Genomic DNA, 15,439 nt, shown 5'->3' with positions numbered 1-15,439 from the left:
CGGCGCAGCCGGGGCGGAGCGGGCCGAAGGCAGGAGCGGCGCCCCGAGCGGAGCCGGGAGCCCGCCCGGCGGAGCGGAGCGCAGCCGGGGCTTGAACCAGTAGAGAAACTTTGAATCACACCGTGATCGTTGGGCTTGCCTTGCCTCGGTTGATGCTTGGCACCGCTTCGACTGGGATGATTCACCGGGTCGCGCTGGCCGCAGCTTGGGCCCGTAGCCTGGCGCTATGCTCGATGACATCCTCGCCCTGTGGCCTCTCGCGCTCGCTTCCGAGACCGACTGGCTCGCCGCGCTTGCCCAGAACGATGGCCTCACCGGCTACGAGGCGCCGGCGCTTCCTGACGCCGCTTGGGTGCTCAGCGGCATGTATCAACGCGGGGTAGCCGCAGGCGATTCGGTCAACGACAGTCAGAGCCGAAATGAGCATCCCGGGCCGGGTTGGGAGCGGTTGCGTTGGGCAGAGTTGGCCGCCCGTATTGGTGATCCGGTTGTGCCGCAGGGCATGTACCCCTGCCATCGTTGCTTCCCTTCCTGGAAGAGGGCGGGCTTTGGGCAAGACTCCGTCGAATGGCCCGCCGAAGGCAGTCTCGACAGGCCGACATGGGATCAGCTGATCCGGTTTCTTACCGCGCACAGCCCCCAGGGGCCGGACACTGCTTGCCTGGCGTACTACAACCCGCTCGTCACAAGGGACTTTGAGAAGGGGCAGGTTCGCTCCGGCCGCTTGGGCGACGCTCAGAGGCTCTTCGATAACCCGGACATCCTCTATACCCCGTCCAACCTGTGGGCCGTAGATCGTTCCTGGGTCGTCTTCACCGACTACGACCTCTGGGGCACCAAGGTGTGTGGCCCCCGCCCGCTGGTTGAGGCGCTGCTCGCGGATCCAGAGATCGAAGCTATCCGCCTGCCCTGGACCAGCTGACGACGTGGCGGGTGCCGCGACACGGTGAACGTTCCGGAAGCGGTACCGGGCACGTGATCGCGGGCTGGTGTGATCGTTGGGCTGGGTGCTCGTCAGAGGTTGGTGTAGAACGCTGGGTATGGGGAGTGAGCGGCAGGAGCGAATGCGGACGCTGGGGGCTCGTCTTCGGGCTCTGCGCGTGGATGCCGGCCTGACTGGTGCTGTGTTGGCGCAGCGGGCTGGAGTGGGTCAGCCGACGGTGTCCAAGGTGGAGAACGGGCGGATGGTCCCCAGCCGTGACGTCCTCGACCGCCTGTCCGGAGCTCTCGGCCTGGATGCCGCTGTTGTCGCCGAGTTGCGGGTGGCTCTCGCGGAAGTCGAGTCGGCTCCGTCCGTGGGCGCAGACGAGACCCTCGCGGGCTTGAGTGCTTCCGCGGATGCCGTTGTCGACCTGGCGGTGCGCGAGGCCCGGCTCGTTCGATCGTTTCAGTGCGTTGTCCTGCCGGCCATGCTCCAGAGCGCGGAGTACGCCCGGCACGTCTTCGCGAGCACGCCCGGTGCGGAAGCGGCCGATGTGGGCAAGGCTGTCGCGGCTCGGGTGGAGCGGCAGAGCGTCTTGTACGAGCCCGGACGGGAATCCGTCTTCGTAGTGACCGAGGGCGCGCTCCGGACGTGGCCCGGAAGTCCGGCCCTGATGCTTGCTCAGCTCGACCGGCTGCTCGCGGTGGAGAGCCTGACCACTGTGCGGTTCGGAGTCCTTCCGTGGGACCGACCTGTGCCGGGCGTGCCGCGGCACGGCTTCACCTTGTGCGACCAGGAGACGGTGGTCGTGGAGACCTTCCGGGACGAGCGGGCGGAGAAGGATCCGGATGTGTTCGCCTCGTACGAGGAGGCGTTCGCCCAGTTCGAGAGCGCGGCTGTCTTCGGCGATGGAGCGCGGGAACTACTCATGCGAATCATGGGGGATCTGCGAGACGTGGCTGAGGACGTCACTCCATAGAGGAATAATTCCTCTGAATGCCTAGAAGCTTGGCGCGCCTAGGAATAGTCTGCCTGCGTGCTGTCTAGCCCTCTAGACGAGGAGTGTTCCTCTTGCTTGCGAAGTGGTGCCGTCCGTTCCCTGGCCTGCCGCAACAGGTCGCTGAAGCCCGATACTTCGTCGCCGCACTGATGGAGACCGAGGGTCCCCGCATGGTGGAGAACGCCGTCCTCATCGTCAGCGAGCTGGCGTCCAATGCCATCCGGCACTCCCGGAGCGGCCGTAAGGGCGGCTGGTTTCTCGTGATCGTCGTGCTCGACGACGACTGGGTGCGCATCGAGGTGATCGACGAGGGGGGCGACGGCAGACCGCAACTGCTCGCCGCCAATGACTGGGAGGAGGAAGGTGGGCGCGGGCTGTTGCTGATGGCGACCTGCGCCAAGGACTGGGGAGTGAAGGAGCGGATGCACGGCCGGTCCGTCTGGGCCGAGCTCGCGCGAGCCGGCACATGATCCCCGCCGCTCCGGTCGGCCGCCTTGCGTGCCCCGCGGGCGGCGGGGGATGAGTCCTCGCGGGATACCTGGCTATCGGTCGGGCTTCTATGTAGTTGATTTTCGAACGGGACGGCGTCTCCCGCCCGAACCGTCTAGGGCCCTAGACTCCTGGGTGCGTCTAGGAGGTGTGGGCATGTCGGACGAGTTGCAGCGGATCGCGGCCATCGATGATCCGTACTTGCTGCTGCGTGAGGTCACGACCAGGTTGGCCGACGCGCAGCAGGAAGTTACGGAACTCGCTCGGCTGCGTCGGCGTGTGGTGCAGGACCTGCACGCGCAGGGGCTGTCGTATGCGCAGATCGCCGAAAAGGCAGGTCTGAGCCGCGGGCGGATTCACCAGATCCGGCACACCGGGCCTGCACCGGAGGGCGCTTTCCTGGGCGCTGGCGCCGTCACTGTGGTCACTCCGTTGCGGTGGGACGGCGAGAAGAAGCGGCCGGTTGTCGCCATGGCTGACATGAACTCCGGGAAGAGGCTCGAAGAGCTGGCCAAGTCCTACGGGCTCGATGTCAGCTCCGGGCATGTGCAGGTGGGCGGTGAGGTCGACCTCAACCGTGACGGCCTGGTCGTCGTCTGCGGGCCGGGCATGTCCGAGGCCATGAGCGACTTGTACGCCCAGGATCCCGTCCTTGCCTGGGAGCATCCGGAGGGTGAGCCGTGGGCCCTGGTGGACCGTCGTACCGGCACGTCGTACGGCGCCGGAGCGGACACCGAGCCATATCGCCCGCATGACGTCGGATACCTCGGTCGGCTGCCCCGTCCGGACGGGAGGGGCTCGGTGCTCGCCATCGCCGGCATCCACACCGCGGGCTCCCTCGGCGTCGTCCATCTGCTTGCCTCCGATCTCAACACGCTCTGGGGGCAAGTGGGCGAACGACACTTCTCCACGCTGGTGAGCGTCGATTACGACCCCGAGACCGACGAGCCGCGGTCCGTCGAACTGCTCTGTCCCCTCTACCTGCACGACGAGGGGGCGACGGCGTGAAGGTCGCCCTCGGCTCGCAGTCGGCCGGACCGTCGCGAGTGAACGAGGATTTCGCTGCTGCCGTTCCTGGTGCAGCCGTCCTCCTCGACGGGGCTGGAGTGGCTGGGGCAGAGACCGGGTGCGTACACGGCATCGCGTGGTTCTCCGCGACGTTGGGCGGCCTTCTGCTGAGCAACATCAGCACGCAGTCGACCCGGCCGCTCGTCGAGTGCCTGGCCGACTCGATCCGGGCTGTCCGCTCTCTCCATGGGGACACCTGTGACCTGGCCCATCGGGCCAGCCCGACCAGTACGGTTGTCGCCGTCCGGGCCGGTTCGGGGGTTCTGGAGTACCTCGTACTGGGTGACTCGACGCTCCTCCTCGCCGACCTGGACGGGAAGACGACCGCCGTCACGGACCAACGGTTGGACGAGGTGGGCAAGCGTCTTCGCGCATCGGTCGACGCGCTGTCCACCGGTTCACCTGAACACGCGGTCGCGCTGGCGGAGTATCGCGACGCCTTGACGGGACTGCGGAATCAGCCGGGCGGTTTCTGGATCGCGGGGCCTGACCCGCTGGCGGCCGAGCACGGCTTCACCGGGACGGTGCCGGTGGAGTCACTGACCTCGGTGACGCTGCTGAGTGATGGCGCGACGCGACTTGTCGACCTCTTCGAACTGGCCACCTGGCAGGACACGTTGGCCGTTGTGGGGTCGGTCGGGCCCGATGGGCTGATCCGCCGTGTGCGGGAGGCGGAGGCGGGCGACCCTGACGGTCGGCGTTGGCCGCGAGGCAAGGCGCAGGATGACGCGACGGTCCTGCATTGGGTTCTGTCGTAACGCTGCGATCCATGGGTGAATGTGCGACGGCGAGGGGCGGTTCGCCGATCCGGTCGGCGCCCTGATGATGAGTTCCGGGTCCTGCTGGCATCCTGGCGGGACAGTTACCGGCTCTGCCGGAGTCGCTCCGCGGCCTGAGCAGGGGTGTCGTAATAGCCAGGCCGTGCCAGCAGGACCGAGCTGAAGTAGTAGCCCTGCTCCTCGCCTGGCTCGTCGTCCGCAGCGAACGGGCGCCAGAAGCTCAGGAGCAGGTCTGAGGCGACGAAAGACGCTCGGTCGTCGGGATCCGCCTCGATCGAGGTGTACTCGCCCATGCGTTGCACCAACTCGCGGGCCGGGATCGCGAACACGTCCATGCCTCGGAAGACGACTCGGTCCGTCTGAGTTGACGGCCTCCCAAGCTCAATGGCTTCGAGCACGTCTCGTGTGCAGTGGATGCTGATCATCAGCCCACTGGGACGGAAGACGTGCTGACCCGGCCGGTCGGACTCCGACACCGTGGAGAGATCACGTAGCGAGTCCAGCGCCGCGTTGGCCGACTCGCGAGTCATGCCGATCTGCAACGGGCCAACGCCGTTCGGTGGAGCGAGGTTGAAGTCCATGCAGGGCATGATCCCAAACAGGTCCGTCAGCGAGCCACGAAGGGGCCGCCCAGGCTCCAGGGGCCGCGGACCGCTCCACAAAGCGGGACCGGAACCTGAGTTCCGACATCCCGTATACCCCCCTAGACAATTGACGAGCCGTCGGCTTACAGTTGCCGTCAACCCCCCTAGACAGTTAGGGAGGTCTCTCTCCTTGCATTGTCTAGGGGGGTATCCAATCGAGATGGCGTCGGAAGCGGCGTCACCGACTCAGTGAGGTCAACAGAATGCGTGTCATCCCCGTGGACACTTCGGCCGCGACGCTCCTCGTCACCAAGCTGCCCGAGGTGAAGGTGAAGGACCGGCAGACGGGCGAGATCGCCGTGGACCCGGTGACCAACGACCGGCTGATGGTGCTGGAGGTGGTCTTCATCGCCCAGGGTGGTTCGGACATGGTCAAGGTGACCGTGCCGGCCAAGGGTGTCGGTGAGGGCCTGGTCATGGGCACGCCGGTGATTCTTTCCGGCCTGGTCGCACGGCCGTGGGAGAGCGAGTTCGGCGGTCGTGCGCGGCACGGGATCGCCTATCGGGCCGATGCCGTCATGGCCAACGTCCCCGCCTCGGTGCAGGGCTGAACGCCATGACCAACTTCGTGTGGACGCTGCTCTTAGGGCTGGTGGCCCTGGCCGTGGCCTTGCAGGTGCTGCGGCACCGCTTGCCGGTCGTCTTCTGGTGGCTCATCGGCTATCCGGTTGTCGCCCTGCGCGTGCTCACCACCTACCGCGCCACCATGGACGCGTGCGGCCTGACCGTCCCGGCCTCTGCTGTACGGCGAGCGACGGCCCGGATGATGGGGCGGGAGGCGTCCCCAGTGCCGCCGCGCCGGTCGCTTCCCCTGCCCACCGGCTCGGGGCTCGTGATGCGACTGCGTATGGCGACCGGACAGGCGCCGGAGGACTTCGCCGCCTCCGCCGACCGCTTGCGCCACGCCTGGGCAGCCCACGCCGTCCACATCCGCCCCACCAAGCCCGGACGTCTCGAACTGCGGCTCATCGGCTGGGACGTACTCGCCAACGTGCGTCCCGTCCGGCGCCGGTTCTCCGGCGGACCGCTGACCCTGCCTCTCGCTCTACGGGACGACGGGAGTTGGCACGTGCGGGACTTCCGTACCGTGCCGCACGAACTGATCCTCGGCGCCACTCAGTCCGGCAAGTCCGTCTACCTGCGCAACCTGCTGTGCGGTCTGGCCCGGCAACGGGTCGTCCTCGTCGGCATCGACTGCAAGTGGGGCGTCGAACTGGCGCCGTTCGCGCCCCGGTTGTCCGCGCTCGCCGACACCTCGGGCCGCGCGAACGAACTCCTGGACGTCCTCCTGGAGGAGATGGAGGAACGGTTCCGGCTGATCGGCGCTACCTCCGGATCGGGCCCGGACGCCGTACTCACCTCCGATGTATGGGGCCTGCCCGACGCGGTGCGACCCGTGCCGATCGTGGTCGTCGTCGACGAAGTTGCGGAACTCTTCCTCGCCGCGAGCCGCGATGACGAGAAGCGCCGGGACGCCATGGTCACCAAGCTGATCCGGATCGCCCAGCTCGGCCGCGCCGCGGGCATCTACCTGGAGGTCTGCGGACAACGCTTCGGATCCGAACTCGGCAAGGGCGCCACCATGCTGCGGGCCCAGCTCACCGGCCGCGTCTGCCACCGGGTCAACGATGAGTCCTCCGCCAACATGGCCCTAGCCGACATCTCCCCGGAAGCCGCGCTCGCCGCGACCGGCATTCCCGCCGACCGCCCCGGTGTGGCCGTCGTCGGCGACTCCTCGGGCGGCTGGTCCCGTGCCCGCTCACCGCACCTCACCCTGGACGATGCTGCGGCCGTCTGCCGCGCCACCGCGGACCTGGTCCCGAACCTGCCCCGCCTCGCCGCCTTCCGGCCGACCGTCGCTCCGGAAGCCGTGGAGAAGCCCACGCCCTCCACCGCCGCCGCCCCGCGCCCGGTGACCGAGTAGCAGCACCGCTTCCCCGGTCAGCGTGACCGCCTCGCGCCGTGTCCCTACCCCTCCCATGCCTCGAACCGGAAGGAGTCCGTGCCGATGCGAGCTCTACCGGCCCGTGTGGACGCCGTGATCATCCAAGCCGTCATCGCGGGCGCCCTGTCCTTCTCCCACCTGCACGACCTGGCCGAAGCGGCGGGACAAGGCGGCTGGAAGGCGTGGGCCTACCCCGTCTCCGTCGACCTGCTCTTGGTCGCCGCCTGGCGGCGAATGCGCGAACAGCAACGCGCCGGGCTCCCGGCCGGTGGGCCTCGGCTGTGGTTCCTGATCGCCCTCGCGGCGTCCCTCGGTGCAAACATCGCCACCGCCGGACTCCTCGACCTGAACCACGTCCCCGCCCTGCTCCGAGTGGTCGTCGCGGGCTGGCCGGCCGTGGCCTTCTTCGGCGGCACGCTGCTGGCCCACACACCCCGCACCTCGGACGGCGCCGACCGTAGTGCGTCGACGGGGCCCGAGGTGGGGGAGTCGATGCCGCTCGTTCCCACTCCCGCGGTCGCCGAACCGACAGTCAGTGGCACGGCAGAGCCCGACCTCATCCCGGCCCTGGAGCTCACGTCCAACGCGGGCCCGGCACCGGTGCCCGCCTCGACCGTCCACCTCCCACCCGCCCTCGTCGACCGTGCCCAAGCGCTCGCCCGAGAGCTCCGCTCCACTACCGGCGAACCTGCCGACCCCGACGCCGTCCGTGCCCGGCTCGGCCTACCCGCGTCCATGACGCCGGCCGTCGCCGTGCACCTCTGACCAGGGAGACGCCCGCCATGACGCCACGCTTCCGAGACGTCCGCCGCATCGGCCCCGTACAGGTCGCCTCGTACCTCTCCCGAGGCCGTACCCGACACGTCGCCGCCTGCACCGCCCCGCGCTGCGACTTCTCCACCGAGTACGACAGCCGCGCAGCCGCCGAACTCGCCGCCCGCATCCACCGCTGCCGCGCCTGACAGGAGACGACAGACGTGCATGTCCCGCTCTGGCTCGCCCTCCTCGCCGTCGGGGCCCTCGGCGTCCGGCTCGCCCGCCCACCGTGGTGGCTCGTCGTCGTGCTCCTCCTCGGCGGCTACCTCGCCGCCGGGAGCTTCCTCGCCCCCGCCATCGACCCCGCCCTCAAGTAGCCCGTACAGAAGGGAGTCCGCTCCATGTTCAAACCCAAGTACCCGCCCATGGACACCGCCCCGGTACCCGCCGCTCCGCCTTCGACCGCCCACAGCCCGGTTCCCCTCCAGCGCGCTACGGCGCCTGCTCCCACAGAGGCGGCTCCGAACCGTCCTGTCATGCAGCTCACCCCGGGAAGCGCGCTGACCCTCGTGGTGGGCGGCGCCGCCGTCGTCCTGATCGTGGGGGCCGTCCTGGTCTCCATGCTCCTCGCCGTCGCGATCACCGCCGCCTCCGTGGCCGTCTGCGCGGTCACCGTCCGCTCGATCCTCAAGAGCGACCGCCGCTGATTTCACTTGTCCGCGCCCTGACTTGCCCACGGTGTCTAGTCCCCTGGACAAGCCAGGCGCTGTCTTAACTCGTTCCCTCAAGGAGGAACCCGCACATGCGCCCCGAGGCTCCCACCGGAGCCGTCCGCCAACTGGCGGCCCTCGCCCAGCTCGGCGACCTGAGCACCTACGCGCATCAGATCCAACGACTCGGCGGCTGCGAGCGACCCGTACGGATGGAGGGTCACCGCTTGGACGTCCTCGCCGCCACCGGCGAGATCGTCCGGGAGATCGCCGACCACGACCTTCCCGCCGGACAACTCCTCATCCGCTGCAACAACCGCCGCGCAACCCGCTGTGCCGCCTGCGCCGAGGTCTACCGCAAGGACACCTTCCACCTCGTCACAGCCGGCCTCAGCGGCGGCAAGGGCATCGGTCCCGCGGTCGCCGAACACCCCCGCGTCTTCGTCACCTTCACCGCACCGTCCTTCGGCCCCGTCCACAACCGGCCCGGTGGCGGACGCTGCCGCTGCGGGCGTCTGCACGCGGACGGAGACGCCGAAATCGGCACCCCGCTGAACGCGGACCGCTACGACTACCGCGCCGCCGTCCTGTGGAACGCCCACGCCGGTGCCTTGTGGGCCCGCTTCGTCACGTACCTGCGCCAGCAGTTGGCGTCCCGCGCGGGCATCGGTCGCTCGAAGCTGCGCGACTGCCTCAAGGTGTCGTACGCCAAGGTCGCCGAGTACCAGCGACGGGGCGCCGTCCACTTCCACGCCGTGATCCGCCTCGACGGGCCGGACGGAGCCGAGGACGCCCCGCCAGCCTGGGCCACCACCCAACTCCTCACCGACGCCATCCGCTCGGCCGCCGCCCTCGCCGAGACGCCCGGCCCGGTCCTTGACGGCCGCGCCCACACCTTCCGCTTCGGCGAACAGCTCGACGTCCGCCCAATCCAGTCCGCCGACTTCACCGGCGCCACCAACTTGAGCAGCCGCGCCGTCGCCGCGTACATCGCCAAGTACGCGACCAAGGGCGCCGAAAGCGCGGGCACCCTGGACCGCCCCATCCGCAACCCCGTCACCGACCTCATCGGCACCCAAGTCACCGACCACGCCCGACAGATGATCCTCACCTGCTGGCGCCTGGGCGCCCTGCCCGAACTCGAAGAACTACGCCTGCGCAAGTGGGCCCACATGCTCGGCTTCCGCGGCCACTTCTCCACCAAGTCCCGCGCCTACTCCGTCACCCTCGGCGCCCTCCGCCAGGAACGTGCCGACCACAACGAGGCACGCACCCGCGAACGCGCCGCCGAGGCGGGCCACCCGCTGCCCGACCCGGACACCGTCCTCGTCCTCTCGCACTGGCGCTTCGCCGGAACCGGACTGACCGCCGCCGAGTCCTGGTTTGCCACTGCCCGACCCAAGACCTCAGATCCAGACGAGGGAGTACCCGCATGAGTGAGCGCCATCTCTCCGTCGACCAGGTGGCCGAACTGCTCGGTACCTCGGTCCGCTTCCCGCGGCGGCTGATCGAGGAGCGCCGCATTCGGTACGTGAAGGTCGGTCGACATGTGCGCATCCCGGAAAGCGCGGTCGAAGAGTTCATCCGGTCCCGCACTGTGCAGCCGCTGAGGCGGGCTCGCCCCCGCTACGGAAGGGCCGCCTGATGGCCAACAGCAAGGGCAGGCGGCGCCGGTTCGGCGCGATTCGACGTCTCAAGTCCGGCCGCTATCAGGCCCGTTATCCCGGGCCCGACGGAGTGATGCGTCCGGCGCCGTTCACCTTCGAGACGACGGCGGACGCGGACGACTGGCTCGCCGAGAAGCAGACCGAGATCCGCCGGGGGGAGTGGCGTGACCCCGAGGCGGGAGCGGTGAGCTTCCGTGCCTACGCGGACAAGTGGATCGAGGAGCGAGAGCTCGCGCCTCTGACCCGCGATCTTTACCGGTACCTCCTCGACAAGCATCTCTTCTCCTTCTCCGAGTCGGACTTGGACGAGATCACCGCGCCTCGCGTCCGCGAGTGGCGCACCGAGCGGCTGCGGGTCACCGGCGCCAAAACGATCACCGCCAAGGCGTACCGGCTCCTCAAAGCCATCATGGAAACGGCCGTTGACGACGAGCTGATCCAGCGGAACCCGTGCCGGATCAAGGGTGGTGGCAAGGAGAAGGCCGTCGAGCGGCCCATCGCGACCGTTTCCCAGGTCGACGCTCTCGCCAACGCCGTCGGGATGCGCTGGCGCCTCATGGTCTACCTCGGCGCCTACGGCCCGATGCGGCCGGAAGAGCTGGCCGGCCTCCGGCGCCGAGACGTCGACCTCGACGCCCTGCGCATTCGCGTCCGTCTTGCCGAGCCGGAGCGGATGAACGGGCGCCGCGTGCAGGGCGAGACCAAAACCGAGGCCGGTACTCGGACGGTCGTCCTTCCCGCGTTCCTCCAGCGTGAGCTGCGCTGGCACCTGGAGTCGTACGCCGAGGAGGGGCCCGACGGTCTGATCTTCGTCGGGGAGAAGGGAGCTCCCTTCCGGCGCAGCACCTTCGGCACGAAGTGGAGAAGGGCACGGGCACTGGTCGGCATGCCCGAGGGCTTCCGCTTCTACGACCTCCGGCACACCGGACACACCCTGTCCACACGCTCCGGCGCGACGCTCAAGGACACGATGGTGCGGGCCGGCCAGTCCTCGGAGAGGGCGGCGCTGATCTATCAGCACTCCGACGACGATCGACAGCAGGAAGTTGCTGCGGGACTCGACGCGACCGTCCGCCGGGCGCGGCAGGAAGTACAGGAAGTTGCTGCCGTGCCAGTAGAGAACACCGATGATCCGGGCGATCAGCGTTCTGGCACGGATCTGGCACGCGGCGAGTGATCACAGTGGACAGCAAAAAGGCCCGGGTCTGTGACCTGGGCCTTATCCATGGAGCGGGTGACGAGAATCGAACTCGCACTCTCAGCTTGGGAAGCTGATGTTCTACCACTAAACTACACCCGCGAAAGACGCCGGTTGGGCCGGTGTCCGAATGCTCGCTCACTGTACCTCATGCCCGGCCCCCGGCGTCGAAGCCGCGAGGCCGGTCCGCGTCTCGGAGGGGTGGACGCGGCTGCGGGGGACCGGAGTTGGGGCGTACGGTGGGGGCGTTGAAGTGGGTCCGGGCGGGGCCGGAGTGCCGCCTGGAGAGCCGTCCCTTTCATCCCGTAATGTGGCGTTCGTTGTCAGGGCATCAGCCTGACGCGGCTCTTGGGGAAGGGACTCTGGGACTTGATGGAGCGCACCGTCGTCCGTTGTGCCGAGGGGCACGTGTTCAGCACCGCTTCGTTCCCGATGCAGCAGGCCGAGCGGCTCGGCCCCGGCCGGCTGCTCCGGTGTCCACGCTGTGCCCGGCTCCGCAGTGTGGTGCCGGTGACGCTGGAGAGGGCAGGGACGGAGCAGTAGGACGGGCACGTAGGACGGGCGCGCGGAGCCGCACGATTGTCGTGGCTCCGCGCGCCTTGCGTATCCTCAGGACGTGCTTCTCTCAGACAAGGACATCCGGGCCGAGATCGACGCCGGGCGGGTCCGGATCGATCCCTACGACGAATCCATGGTGCAGCCGTCGAGCATCGACGTGCGGCTCGACCGCTACTTCCGGGTGTTCGAGAATCACCGCTACCCCCACATCGACCCCTCGGTCGAGCAGGCGGATCTCACGCGGCTCGTCGAGCCCGAGGGTGACGAGCCGTTCATCCTCCACCCCGGAGAGTTCGTTCTCGCCAGCACGTACGAGGTCATCTCGCTGCCCGACGACCTCGCCTCGCGACTCGAGGGCAAGAGCTCTCTGGGACGGCTGGGCCTGGTCACCCACTCCACCGCGGGGTTCATCGACCCCGGGTTCTCCGGGCACGTCACCCTCGAACTGTCCAACCTCGCGACCCTGCCGATCAAGCTGTGGCCGGGGATGAAGATCGGGCAGCTCTGCATGTTCCGGCTCAGCTCGCCGGCCGAGTTCGCCTACGGCAGCGACCGGTACGGCTCCCGCTACCAGGGCCAGCGCGGGCCGACGGCCTCCCGGTCCTTCCTGAACTTCCACCGGACCCAGGTCTGAGGCGGTGACCATGTCCTCCGAACGGGAGAACCTCACCTACGAGGGATTCGGCGTCGCCGTGCGCGAACTCGCCCAGGCCATCGCCGACGACGGGTACGAGCCCGACATCGTGCTGTCGATCGCCCGTGGCGGTGTCTTCGTCGCGGGCGGGCTCGCCTACGCCCTCGACTGCAAGAACATCCACCTGGTGAACGTCGAGTTCTACACGGGGGTGGGGACGACGCTGGAGATGCCGGTGATGCTCGCCCCCGTCCCCAACGCGATCGACTTCTCCGACAAGAAGGTCCTGATCACCGACGACGTCGCCGACACGGGCAAGACGCTCAAGCTCGTGCACGACTTCTGCGTCGGCGAGGTCGCCGAGGTCCGCAGCGCGGTGATCTACGAGAAGACCCAGTCGCTCGTGAAGTGCGAGTACGTCTGGAAGCGCACCGACGAGTGGATCAACTTCCCGTGGAGTGTTTTGCCTGTAGTACGTAAGTCCGGCGAGCCGATCACGCCGTCAAAGGAAGCGCTCTGACCTGCGTCTTCTTCAGATACTTGAGAGAGTCCCTCGCTGATCCAGCGTGGGACTCTCTTGCTATCCGGACCCTCAGGCCCCCTTCTGATCCGTAGCTCTAGCCAGTTCGGTCAACGACGGTCATTCCGGTCGCTTCGAGGCCACTGAGGGACGGCAGCGGACAGAGGCAGGCGCTGGGGTTGCGGTACCGCAGTGCTGTACAGCTGGCTTCTGGCCCGCGCTGATCGGCTGGGCAACGTTCAACGCTGGCCTACCTCGGACGGACTGGAGACGGTCCGTCGACGCTTCTTCGGCCGCGGATGCATACGCTCCCACTCGATGAGTCCCGACTCGACCAGGACGAAGATTGCCCCACCGATCGCGAAGACACGCTCCCCGCCTTCGTCGGTGATCGTCGCCACGCTGAAGTAGATGAACAGCACCAGGTTGACAAGCCTGATCCCCCACACCGGTCCGAAAAGACGCTTCGCCCCGCGAAACAGCGCGCCGATGATCGAGTACATGTGTCGATCCCCCATCGTGAGGGCCTGGTGACCCAAGCGGACGGGAGTGTACCCACCCGGGCGTGAGCGGCTTGGGCCGGAGTCTCAAATGACCGAGCCAAGCCACTGGGCGACGCCTATGGATTGGAACAGCACCCGTGCCAGCCGCAGAGTTGAAAGTCCGGCCTCATCTTTATCAGGTCAATGACGGGGGGCTGCCGGTGTTGGTCCACCCACCCGGCGCCTGGACTGGCTGTCCGCTGACGTTCAGCGTTGACCACGGTCGTTCGCCCTTGTTGGTGTCAGTCGCTGATGTCAGGAGAATCAGCGGCTTTGACTCCCCGCCGCAAGACCGGTCTGGGGATCTGCCGGTCGTGACGCTGGTGCCCACACTCCAACGGCTCAAGCAGTTCCGCGCGGTAGCGACCCGGTTCGACAAGCTCACGGATGGCTACCAGGCCGGACTCCGCTTTGCCTCGCTGGTCCTGTGGCTCCGCGAGCCCGCGTCGGCAATGGCCTTAGCGCCCGGGAGCCAGGACGGTGAGCACACCCGATGGGATCCCCAGCAGACCCAGTCGGGACATAAGTGCTGCTTCCTGTTCCTGCGTGACCTCGATCCACAGGGCGGTTCCCGTGTCGCTTGCGCTGAAGACCTGCCGACCGTTCCGCCAGCCTTCGGCGTGGATTGTGTAAGGGGCCAAGTCCGACAGCACTTCGAACTGCCCGTCGTCGCGGACATCAATGTCGATCCCCATCCCGGGATCGGAGCGCCTGCGACGATGACCGCGTGCGACCTCCTCACGAGCAAGCTGGAGGGCGCGCTCGTACGAGTGCAGGATCTCAGGCGGCCAGGCGTCACCGCTGTAGGCATCAATGTGGGCTGCGTCGATGCTCGAACGCAGCACATGGAGCGCCTCGCGATGAACACGCACAACGTCCGCATGGCGAACCCCGTCCACGAGTGCGAGCTCGCGGACCCGGACGCCATCCTGACCCATCACATGCAAGACCTTCCCATAGGCAGCCAGTCACCCACGCTCCGGCCGGCACTCGCGAACGGCGCTCGTCCGTCTCCGGCCGCTCATAGCCCTTACGGCTCCCTGCCCCTCGATGCGAACTACGGGCGGGGCGGTCGCTGAGGTCTGCCGGGCACGTCAGACGGTCACCCAGGGTCAATGACGCTCGGGGCCAGTCACGAAGGTTGCGGTACTTCGCTGCTGTACAGCTGGTCGACCACCGCTTTTAGGGGCGAGGTTGGCTGATCGTAGGCGTGACCTGCGGATTTCCCGGCCTGATCGGGGCCGCCGGAGTACATCCAGTGAACCTCAGTTCCCCGTGAGTTCCCGTCTGTTCTGGCGCGAGAGTGGCACGGCCCGCGGATCGCGCTCCGGCCACGTCCGGACTCAGGTGTGCTTCCCTCGATACCTGCCGCTTCGCGGCAAGGTTTCGGACACCTGTGGTGCGGCTTCGGGCACCTGGGGTGCGAGCTGCCCTGCGTCGCCTCTGGCGACGCACGCCATTACGTGTCCAGTTCGCAACAGGCCAAGGATGCAGCTGACGCCGAACCACCAATACAGGGCTGAGAATGCGTGCACAGAAGTTGCAATATATATCGAATCCCCACCGAAGAGGGCGAAGCCAAGGAAATTGAGCGTCAGCAGCGGCCAACCTGAGTCCGTCTTCGCTCGATTCAGTTTCTGCCATGTTGTTCTTGGTATTTGAGTGGGATGCGGGCTAAAGCGGCGCTTGATCTCGCCTACGAAAGATCGCTGTGTCATGGGATAGATCGAACAATGTGAGATGACTCCTGCACAAGCCCAAGAAGCATGGGCGAGGGCGCCGGACCGGTCGTCTCGGCCAGCTACTGCGCTCGTGGCCTCAGCCTGCCACTCACCCCAGCTCCCATCCCGTCTGCCGTCGACCCACACACCGTGGAGCGGGCGTGGTTCAGGGCGTCAAGGTGGAGCGCCCCGCCGGACGAACGACTGTGAGGATGGGTCGTGGCATCGCTCGGCGGCCTGACCCACCGAACGATTGACGCTTCGGGCTGTCCTTTCAAGGAATCGT

Annotated in this window: 18 protein-coding genes, 1 tRNA gene and 1 pseudogene; 17 read left to right on the top strand and 3 right to left on the bottom strand. The window is 67.7% G+C overall.

Features of this window, described 5'->3' with window-relative positions; all coding sequences use genetic code 11:
* The first annotated feature begins 226 nt into the window (after window positions 1–226).
* The 5 genes from ACIQ7M_RS40725 to ACIQ7M_RS40705 all read left to right on the top strand — a co-directional run bounded on the left by ACIQ7M_RS40725 (window position 227) and on the right by ACIQ7M_RS40705 (window position 4,237).
* The gene (locus ACIQ7M_RS40725) at window positions 227–922 is read left to right on the top strand and encodes a hypothetical protein (protein WP_403654169.1); all 696 of its coding nucleotides are present in this window, start codon (window positions 227–229) and stop codon (window positions 920–922) included.
* Between the two features lie 118 nt (window positions 923–1,040).
* Entirely contained in the window at window positions 1,041–1,901 is an 861-nt protein-coding gene (locus tag ACIQ7M_RS40720) for a helix-turn-helix domain-containing protein (protein ID WP_403654166.1), read from the top strand.
* 83 nt (window positions 1,902–1,984) lie between these two features.
* Window positions 1,985–2,392, top strand: a complete 408-nt coding sequence (locus ACIQ7M_RS40715; protein WP_403654163.1) for an ATP-binding protein — start codon at window positions 1,985–1,987, stop codon at window positions 2,390–2,392.
* Between the two features lie 175 nt (window positions 2,393–2,567).
* On the top strand, window positions 2,568–3,419 hold the full coding sequence (locus ACIQ7M_RS40710) for a sigma factor-like helix-turn-helix DNA-binding protein (RefSeq protein WP_403654159.1): 852 nt from the start codon (window positions 2,568–2,570) through the stop codon (window positions 3,417–3,419).
* The gene (locus ACIQ7M_RS40705; RefSeq protein ID WP_403654156.1) at window positions 3,416–4,237 is read left to right on the top strand and encodes an integrase; all 822 of its coding nucleotides are present in this window, start codon (window positions 3,416–3,418) and stop codon (window positions 4,235–4,237) included. The genes ACIQ7M_RS40710 and ACIQ7M_RS40705 overlap by 4 nt, the downstream gene beginning before the upstream one ends.
* A gap of 104 nt (window positions 4,238–4,341) precedes the next feature.
* Here the strand turns inward: ACIQ7M_RS40705 and ACIQ7M_RS40700 are convergent, their stop codons facing one another.
* Window positions 4,342–4,839 (bottom strand): hypothetical protein, encoded by a 498-nt coding sequence (locus ACIQ7M_RS40700; RefSeq protein WP_403654153.1) that lies wholly within the window; start codon window positions 4,837–4,839, stop codon window positions 4,342–4,344.
* 266 nt (window positions 4,840–5,105) lie between these two features.
* Here ACIQ7M_RS40700 and ACIQ7M_RS40695 point away from each other — a divergent pair, with 266 nt between their 5' ends.
* The 9 genes from ACIQ7M_RS40695 (at window position 5,106) to ACIQ7M_RS40655 (ending at window position 11,157) form a co-directional block, all read left to right on the top strand.
* On the top strand, window positions 5,106–5,453 hold the full coding sequence (locus tag ACIQ7M_RS40695; RefSeq protein ID WP_329299726.1) for a hypothetical protein: 348 nt from the start codon (window positions 5,106–5,108) through the stop codon (window positions 5,451–5,453).
* A 5-nt stretch (window positions 5,454–5,458) separates the two neighbouring features.
* Window positions 5,459–6,826, top strand: coding sequence for an FtsK/SpoIIIE domain-containing protein (locus ACIQ7M_RS40690; RefSeq protein ID WP_403654150.1), 1,368 nt, complete (start codon window positions 5,459–5,461; stop codon window positions 6,824–6,826).
* A gap of 84 nt (window positions 6,827–6,910) precedes the next feature.
* On the top strand, window positions 6,911–7,612 hold the full coding sequence (locus ACIQ7M_RS40685; protein ID WP_403654147.1) for a DUF2637 domain-containing protein: 702 nt from the start codon (window positions 6,911–6,913) through the stop codon (window positions 7,610–7,612).
* 17 nt (window positions 7,613–7,629) lie between these two features.
* Window positions 7,630–7,809 (top strand): mobile element transfer protein, encoded by a 180-nt coding sequence (locus ACIQ7M_RS40680; RefSeq protein ID WP_403654144.1) that lies wholly within the window; start codon window positions 7,630–7,632, stop codon window positions 7,807–7,809.
* A 15-nt stretch (window positions 7,810–7,824) separates the two neighbouring features.
* A complete protein-coding gene (locus ACIQ7M_RS40675) occupies window positions 7,825–7,980 on the top strand; it encodes a hypothetical protein (protein ID WP_183117007.1) in 156 nt (51 codons plus the stop codon).
* Window positions 7,981–8,004: 24 nt separating this feature from the next.
* On the top strand, window positions 8,005–8,310 hold the full coding sequence (locus tag ACIQ7M_RS40670; RefSeq protein WP_403654141.1) for a SpdD protein: 306 nt from the start codon (window positions 8,005–8,007) through the stop codon (window positions 8,308–8,310).
* Between the two features lie 95 nt (window positions 8,311–8,405).
* Window positions 8,406–9,749 (top strand): replication initiator, encoded by a 1,344-nt coding sequence (locus tag ACIQ7M_RS40665; protein WP_403654138.1) that lies wholly within the window; start codon window positions 8,406–8,408, stop codon window positions 9,747–9,749.
* Window positions 9,746–9,958 (top strand): excisionase family DNA-binding protein, encoded by a 213-nt coding sequence (locus ACIQ7M_RS40660; protein ID WP_403654135.1) that lies wholly within the window; start codon window positions 9,746–9,748, stop codon window positions 9,956–9,958. Before ACIQ7M_RS40665 ends, ACIQ7M_RS40660 begins: the two co-directional genes overlap by 4 nt.
* Window positions 9,958–11,157, top strand: coding sequence for a tyrosine-type recombinase/integrase (locus ACIQ7M_RS40655; RefSeq protein WP_403654132.1), 1,200 nt, complete (start codon window positions 9,958–9,960; stop codon window positions 11,155–11,157). Before ACIQ7M_RS40660 ends, ACIQ7M_RS40655 begins: the two co-directional genes overlap by 1 nt.
* A 49-nt stretch (window positions 11,158–11,206) precedes the next feature.
* On the opposite strand, the gene ACIQ7M_RS40650 is transcribed toward ACIQ7M_RS40655, so the two are convergent.
* A tRNA-Gly gene (locus ACIQ7M_RS40650) sits at window positions 11,207–11,280 on the bottom strand.
* A gap of 514 nt (window positions 11,281–11,794) precedes the next feature.
* On the opposite strand from ACIQ7M_RS40650, the gene dcd reads away from it, so the two are divergent.
* Together dcd and ACIQ7M_RS40640 are read left to right on the top strand one after the other, a co-directional pair.
* Window positions 11,795–12,370, top strand: a complete 576-nt coding sequence (dcd, locus tag ACIQ7M_RS40645) for a dCTP deaminase (protein WP_326786575.1) — start codon at window positions 11,795–11,797, stop codon at window positions 12,368–12,370.
* Between the two features lie 10 nt (window positions 12,371–12,380).
* The gene (locus ACIQ7M_RS40640) at window positions 12,381–12,890 is read left to right on the top strand and encodes a phosphoribosyltransferase (protein ID WP_403654128.1); all 510 of its coding nucleotides are present in this window, start codon (window positions 12,381–12,383) and stop codon (window positions 12,888–12,890) included.
* Window positions 12,891–13,129: 239 nt separating this feature from the next.
* Here the strand turns inward: ACIQ7M_RS40640 and ACIQ7M_RS40635 are convergent, their stop codons facing one another.
* On the bottom strand, window positions 13,130–13,393 hold the full coding sequence (locus tag ACIQ7M_RS40635; protein ID WP_403654125.1) for a hypothetical protein: 264 nt from the start codon (window positions 13,391–13,393) through the stop codon (window positions 13,130–13,132).
* A gap of 377 nt (window positions 13,394–13,770) precedes the next feature.
* Here ACIQ7M_RS40635 and ACIQ7M_RS40630 point away from each other — a divergent pair.
* Window positions 13,771–13,878 (top strand): annotated as a pseudogene (locus ACIQ7M_RS40630) (IS5/IS1182 family transposase); the annotation flags it as partial.
* Between the last annotated feature and the right edge of the window lie 1,561 nt (window positions 13,879–15,439).

Source organism: Streptomyces sp. NPDC096324 (genome assembly GCF_044763015.1).
Taxonomy (GTDB): domain Bacteria; phylum Actinomycetota; class Actinomycetes; order Streptomycetales; family Streptomycetaceae; genus Streptomyces.
This window is presented reverse-complemented; position numbering and strand designations above follow the sequence as displayed.

Excerpts from the sequence above, each read along its gene's own strand:
- ACIQ7M_RS40725 (WP_403654169.1), top strand. The coding sequence starts at position 227 with ATGCTCGATGACATCCTCGCCCTGTGGCCTCTCGCGCTCGCTTCCGAG.
- ACIQ7M_RS40720 (WP_403654166.1), top strand. The coding sequence starts at position 1,041 with ATGGGGAGTGAGCGGCAGGAGCGAATGCGGACGCTGGGGGCTCGTCTT.
- ACIQ7M_RS40710 (WP_403654159.1), top strand. The coding sequence starts at position 2,568 with ATGTCGGACGAGTTGCAGCGGATCGCGGCCATCGATGATCCGTACTTG.
- ACIQ7M_RS40700 (WP_403654153.1), bottom strand. The coding sequence starts at position 4,839 with ATGGACTTCAACCTCGCTCCACCGAACGGCGTTGGCCCGTTGCAGATC.
- ACIQ7M_RS40695 (WP_329299726.1), top strand. The coding sequence starts at position 5,106 with ATGCGTGTCATCCCCGTGGACACTTCGGCCGCGACGCTCCTCGTCACC.
- ACIQ7M_RS40690 (WP_403654150.1), top strand. The coding sequence starts at position 5,459 with ATGACCAACTTCGTGTGGACGCTGCTCTTAGGGCTGGTGGCCCTGGCC.
- ACIQ7M_RS40685 (WP_403654147.1), top strand. The coding sequence starts at position 6,911 with ATGCGAGCTCTACCGGCCCGTGTGGACGCCGTGATCATCCAAGCCGTC.
- ACIQ7M_RS40680 (WP_403654144.1), top strand. The coding sequence starts at position 7,630 with ATGACGCCACGCTTCCGAGACGTCCGCCGCATCGGCCCCGTACAGGTC.
- ACIQ7M_RS40670 (WP_403654141.1), top strand. The coding sequence starts at position 8,005 with ATGTTCAAACCCAAGTACCCGCCCATGGACACCGCCCCGGTACCCGCC.
- ACIQ7M_RS40665 (WP_403654138.1), top strand. The coding sequence starts at position 8,406 with ATGCGCCCCGAGGCTCCCACCGGAGCCGTCCGCCAACTGGCGGCCCTC.
- ACIQ7M_RS40660 (WP_403654135.1), top strand. The coding sequence starts at position 9,746 with ATGAGTGAGCGCCATCTCTCCGTCGACCAGGTGGCCGAACTGCTCGGT.
- ACIQ7M_RS40655 (WP_403654132.1), top strand. The coding sequence starts at position 9,958 with ATGGCCAACAGCAAGGGCAGGCGGCGCCGGTTCGGCGCGATTCGACGT.
- ACIQ7M_RS40640 (WP_403654128.1), top strand. The coding sequence starts at position 12,381 with ATGTCCTCCGAACGGGAGAACCTCACCTACGAGGGATTCGGCGTCGCC.
- ACIQ7M_RS40635 (WP_403654125.1), bottom strand. The coding sequence starts at position 13,393 with ATGTACTCGATCATCGGCGCGCTGTTTCGCGGGGCGAAGCGTCTTTTC.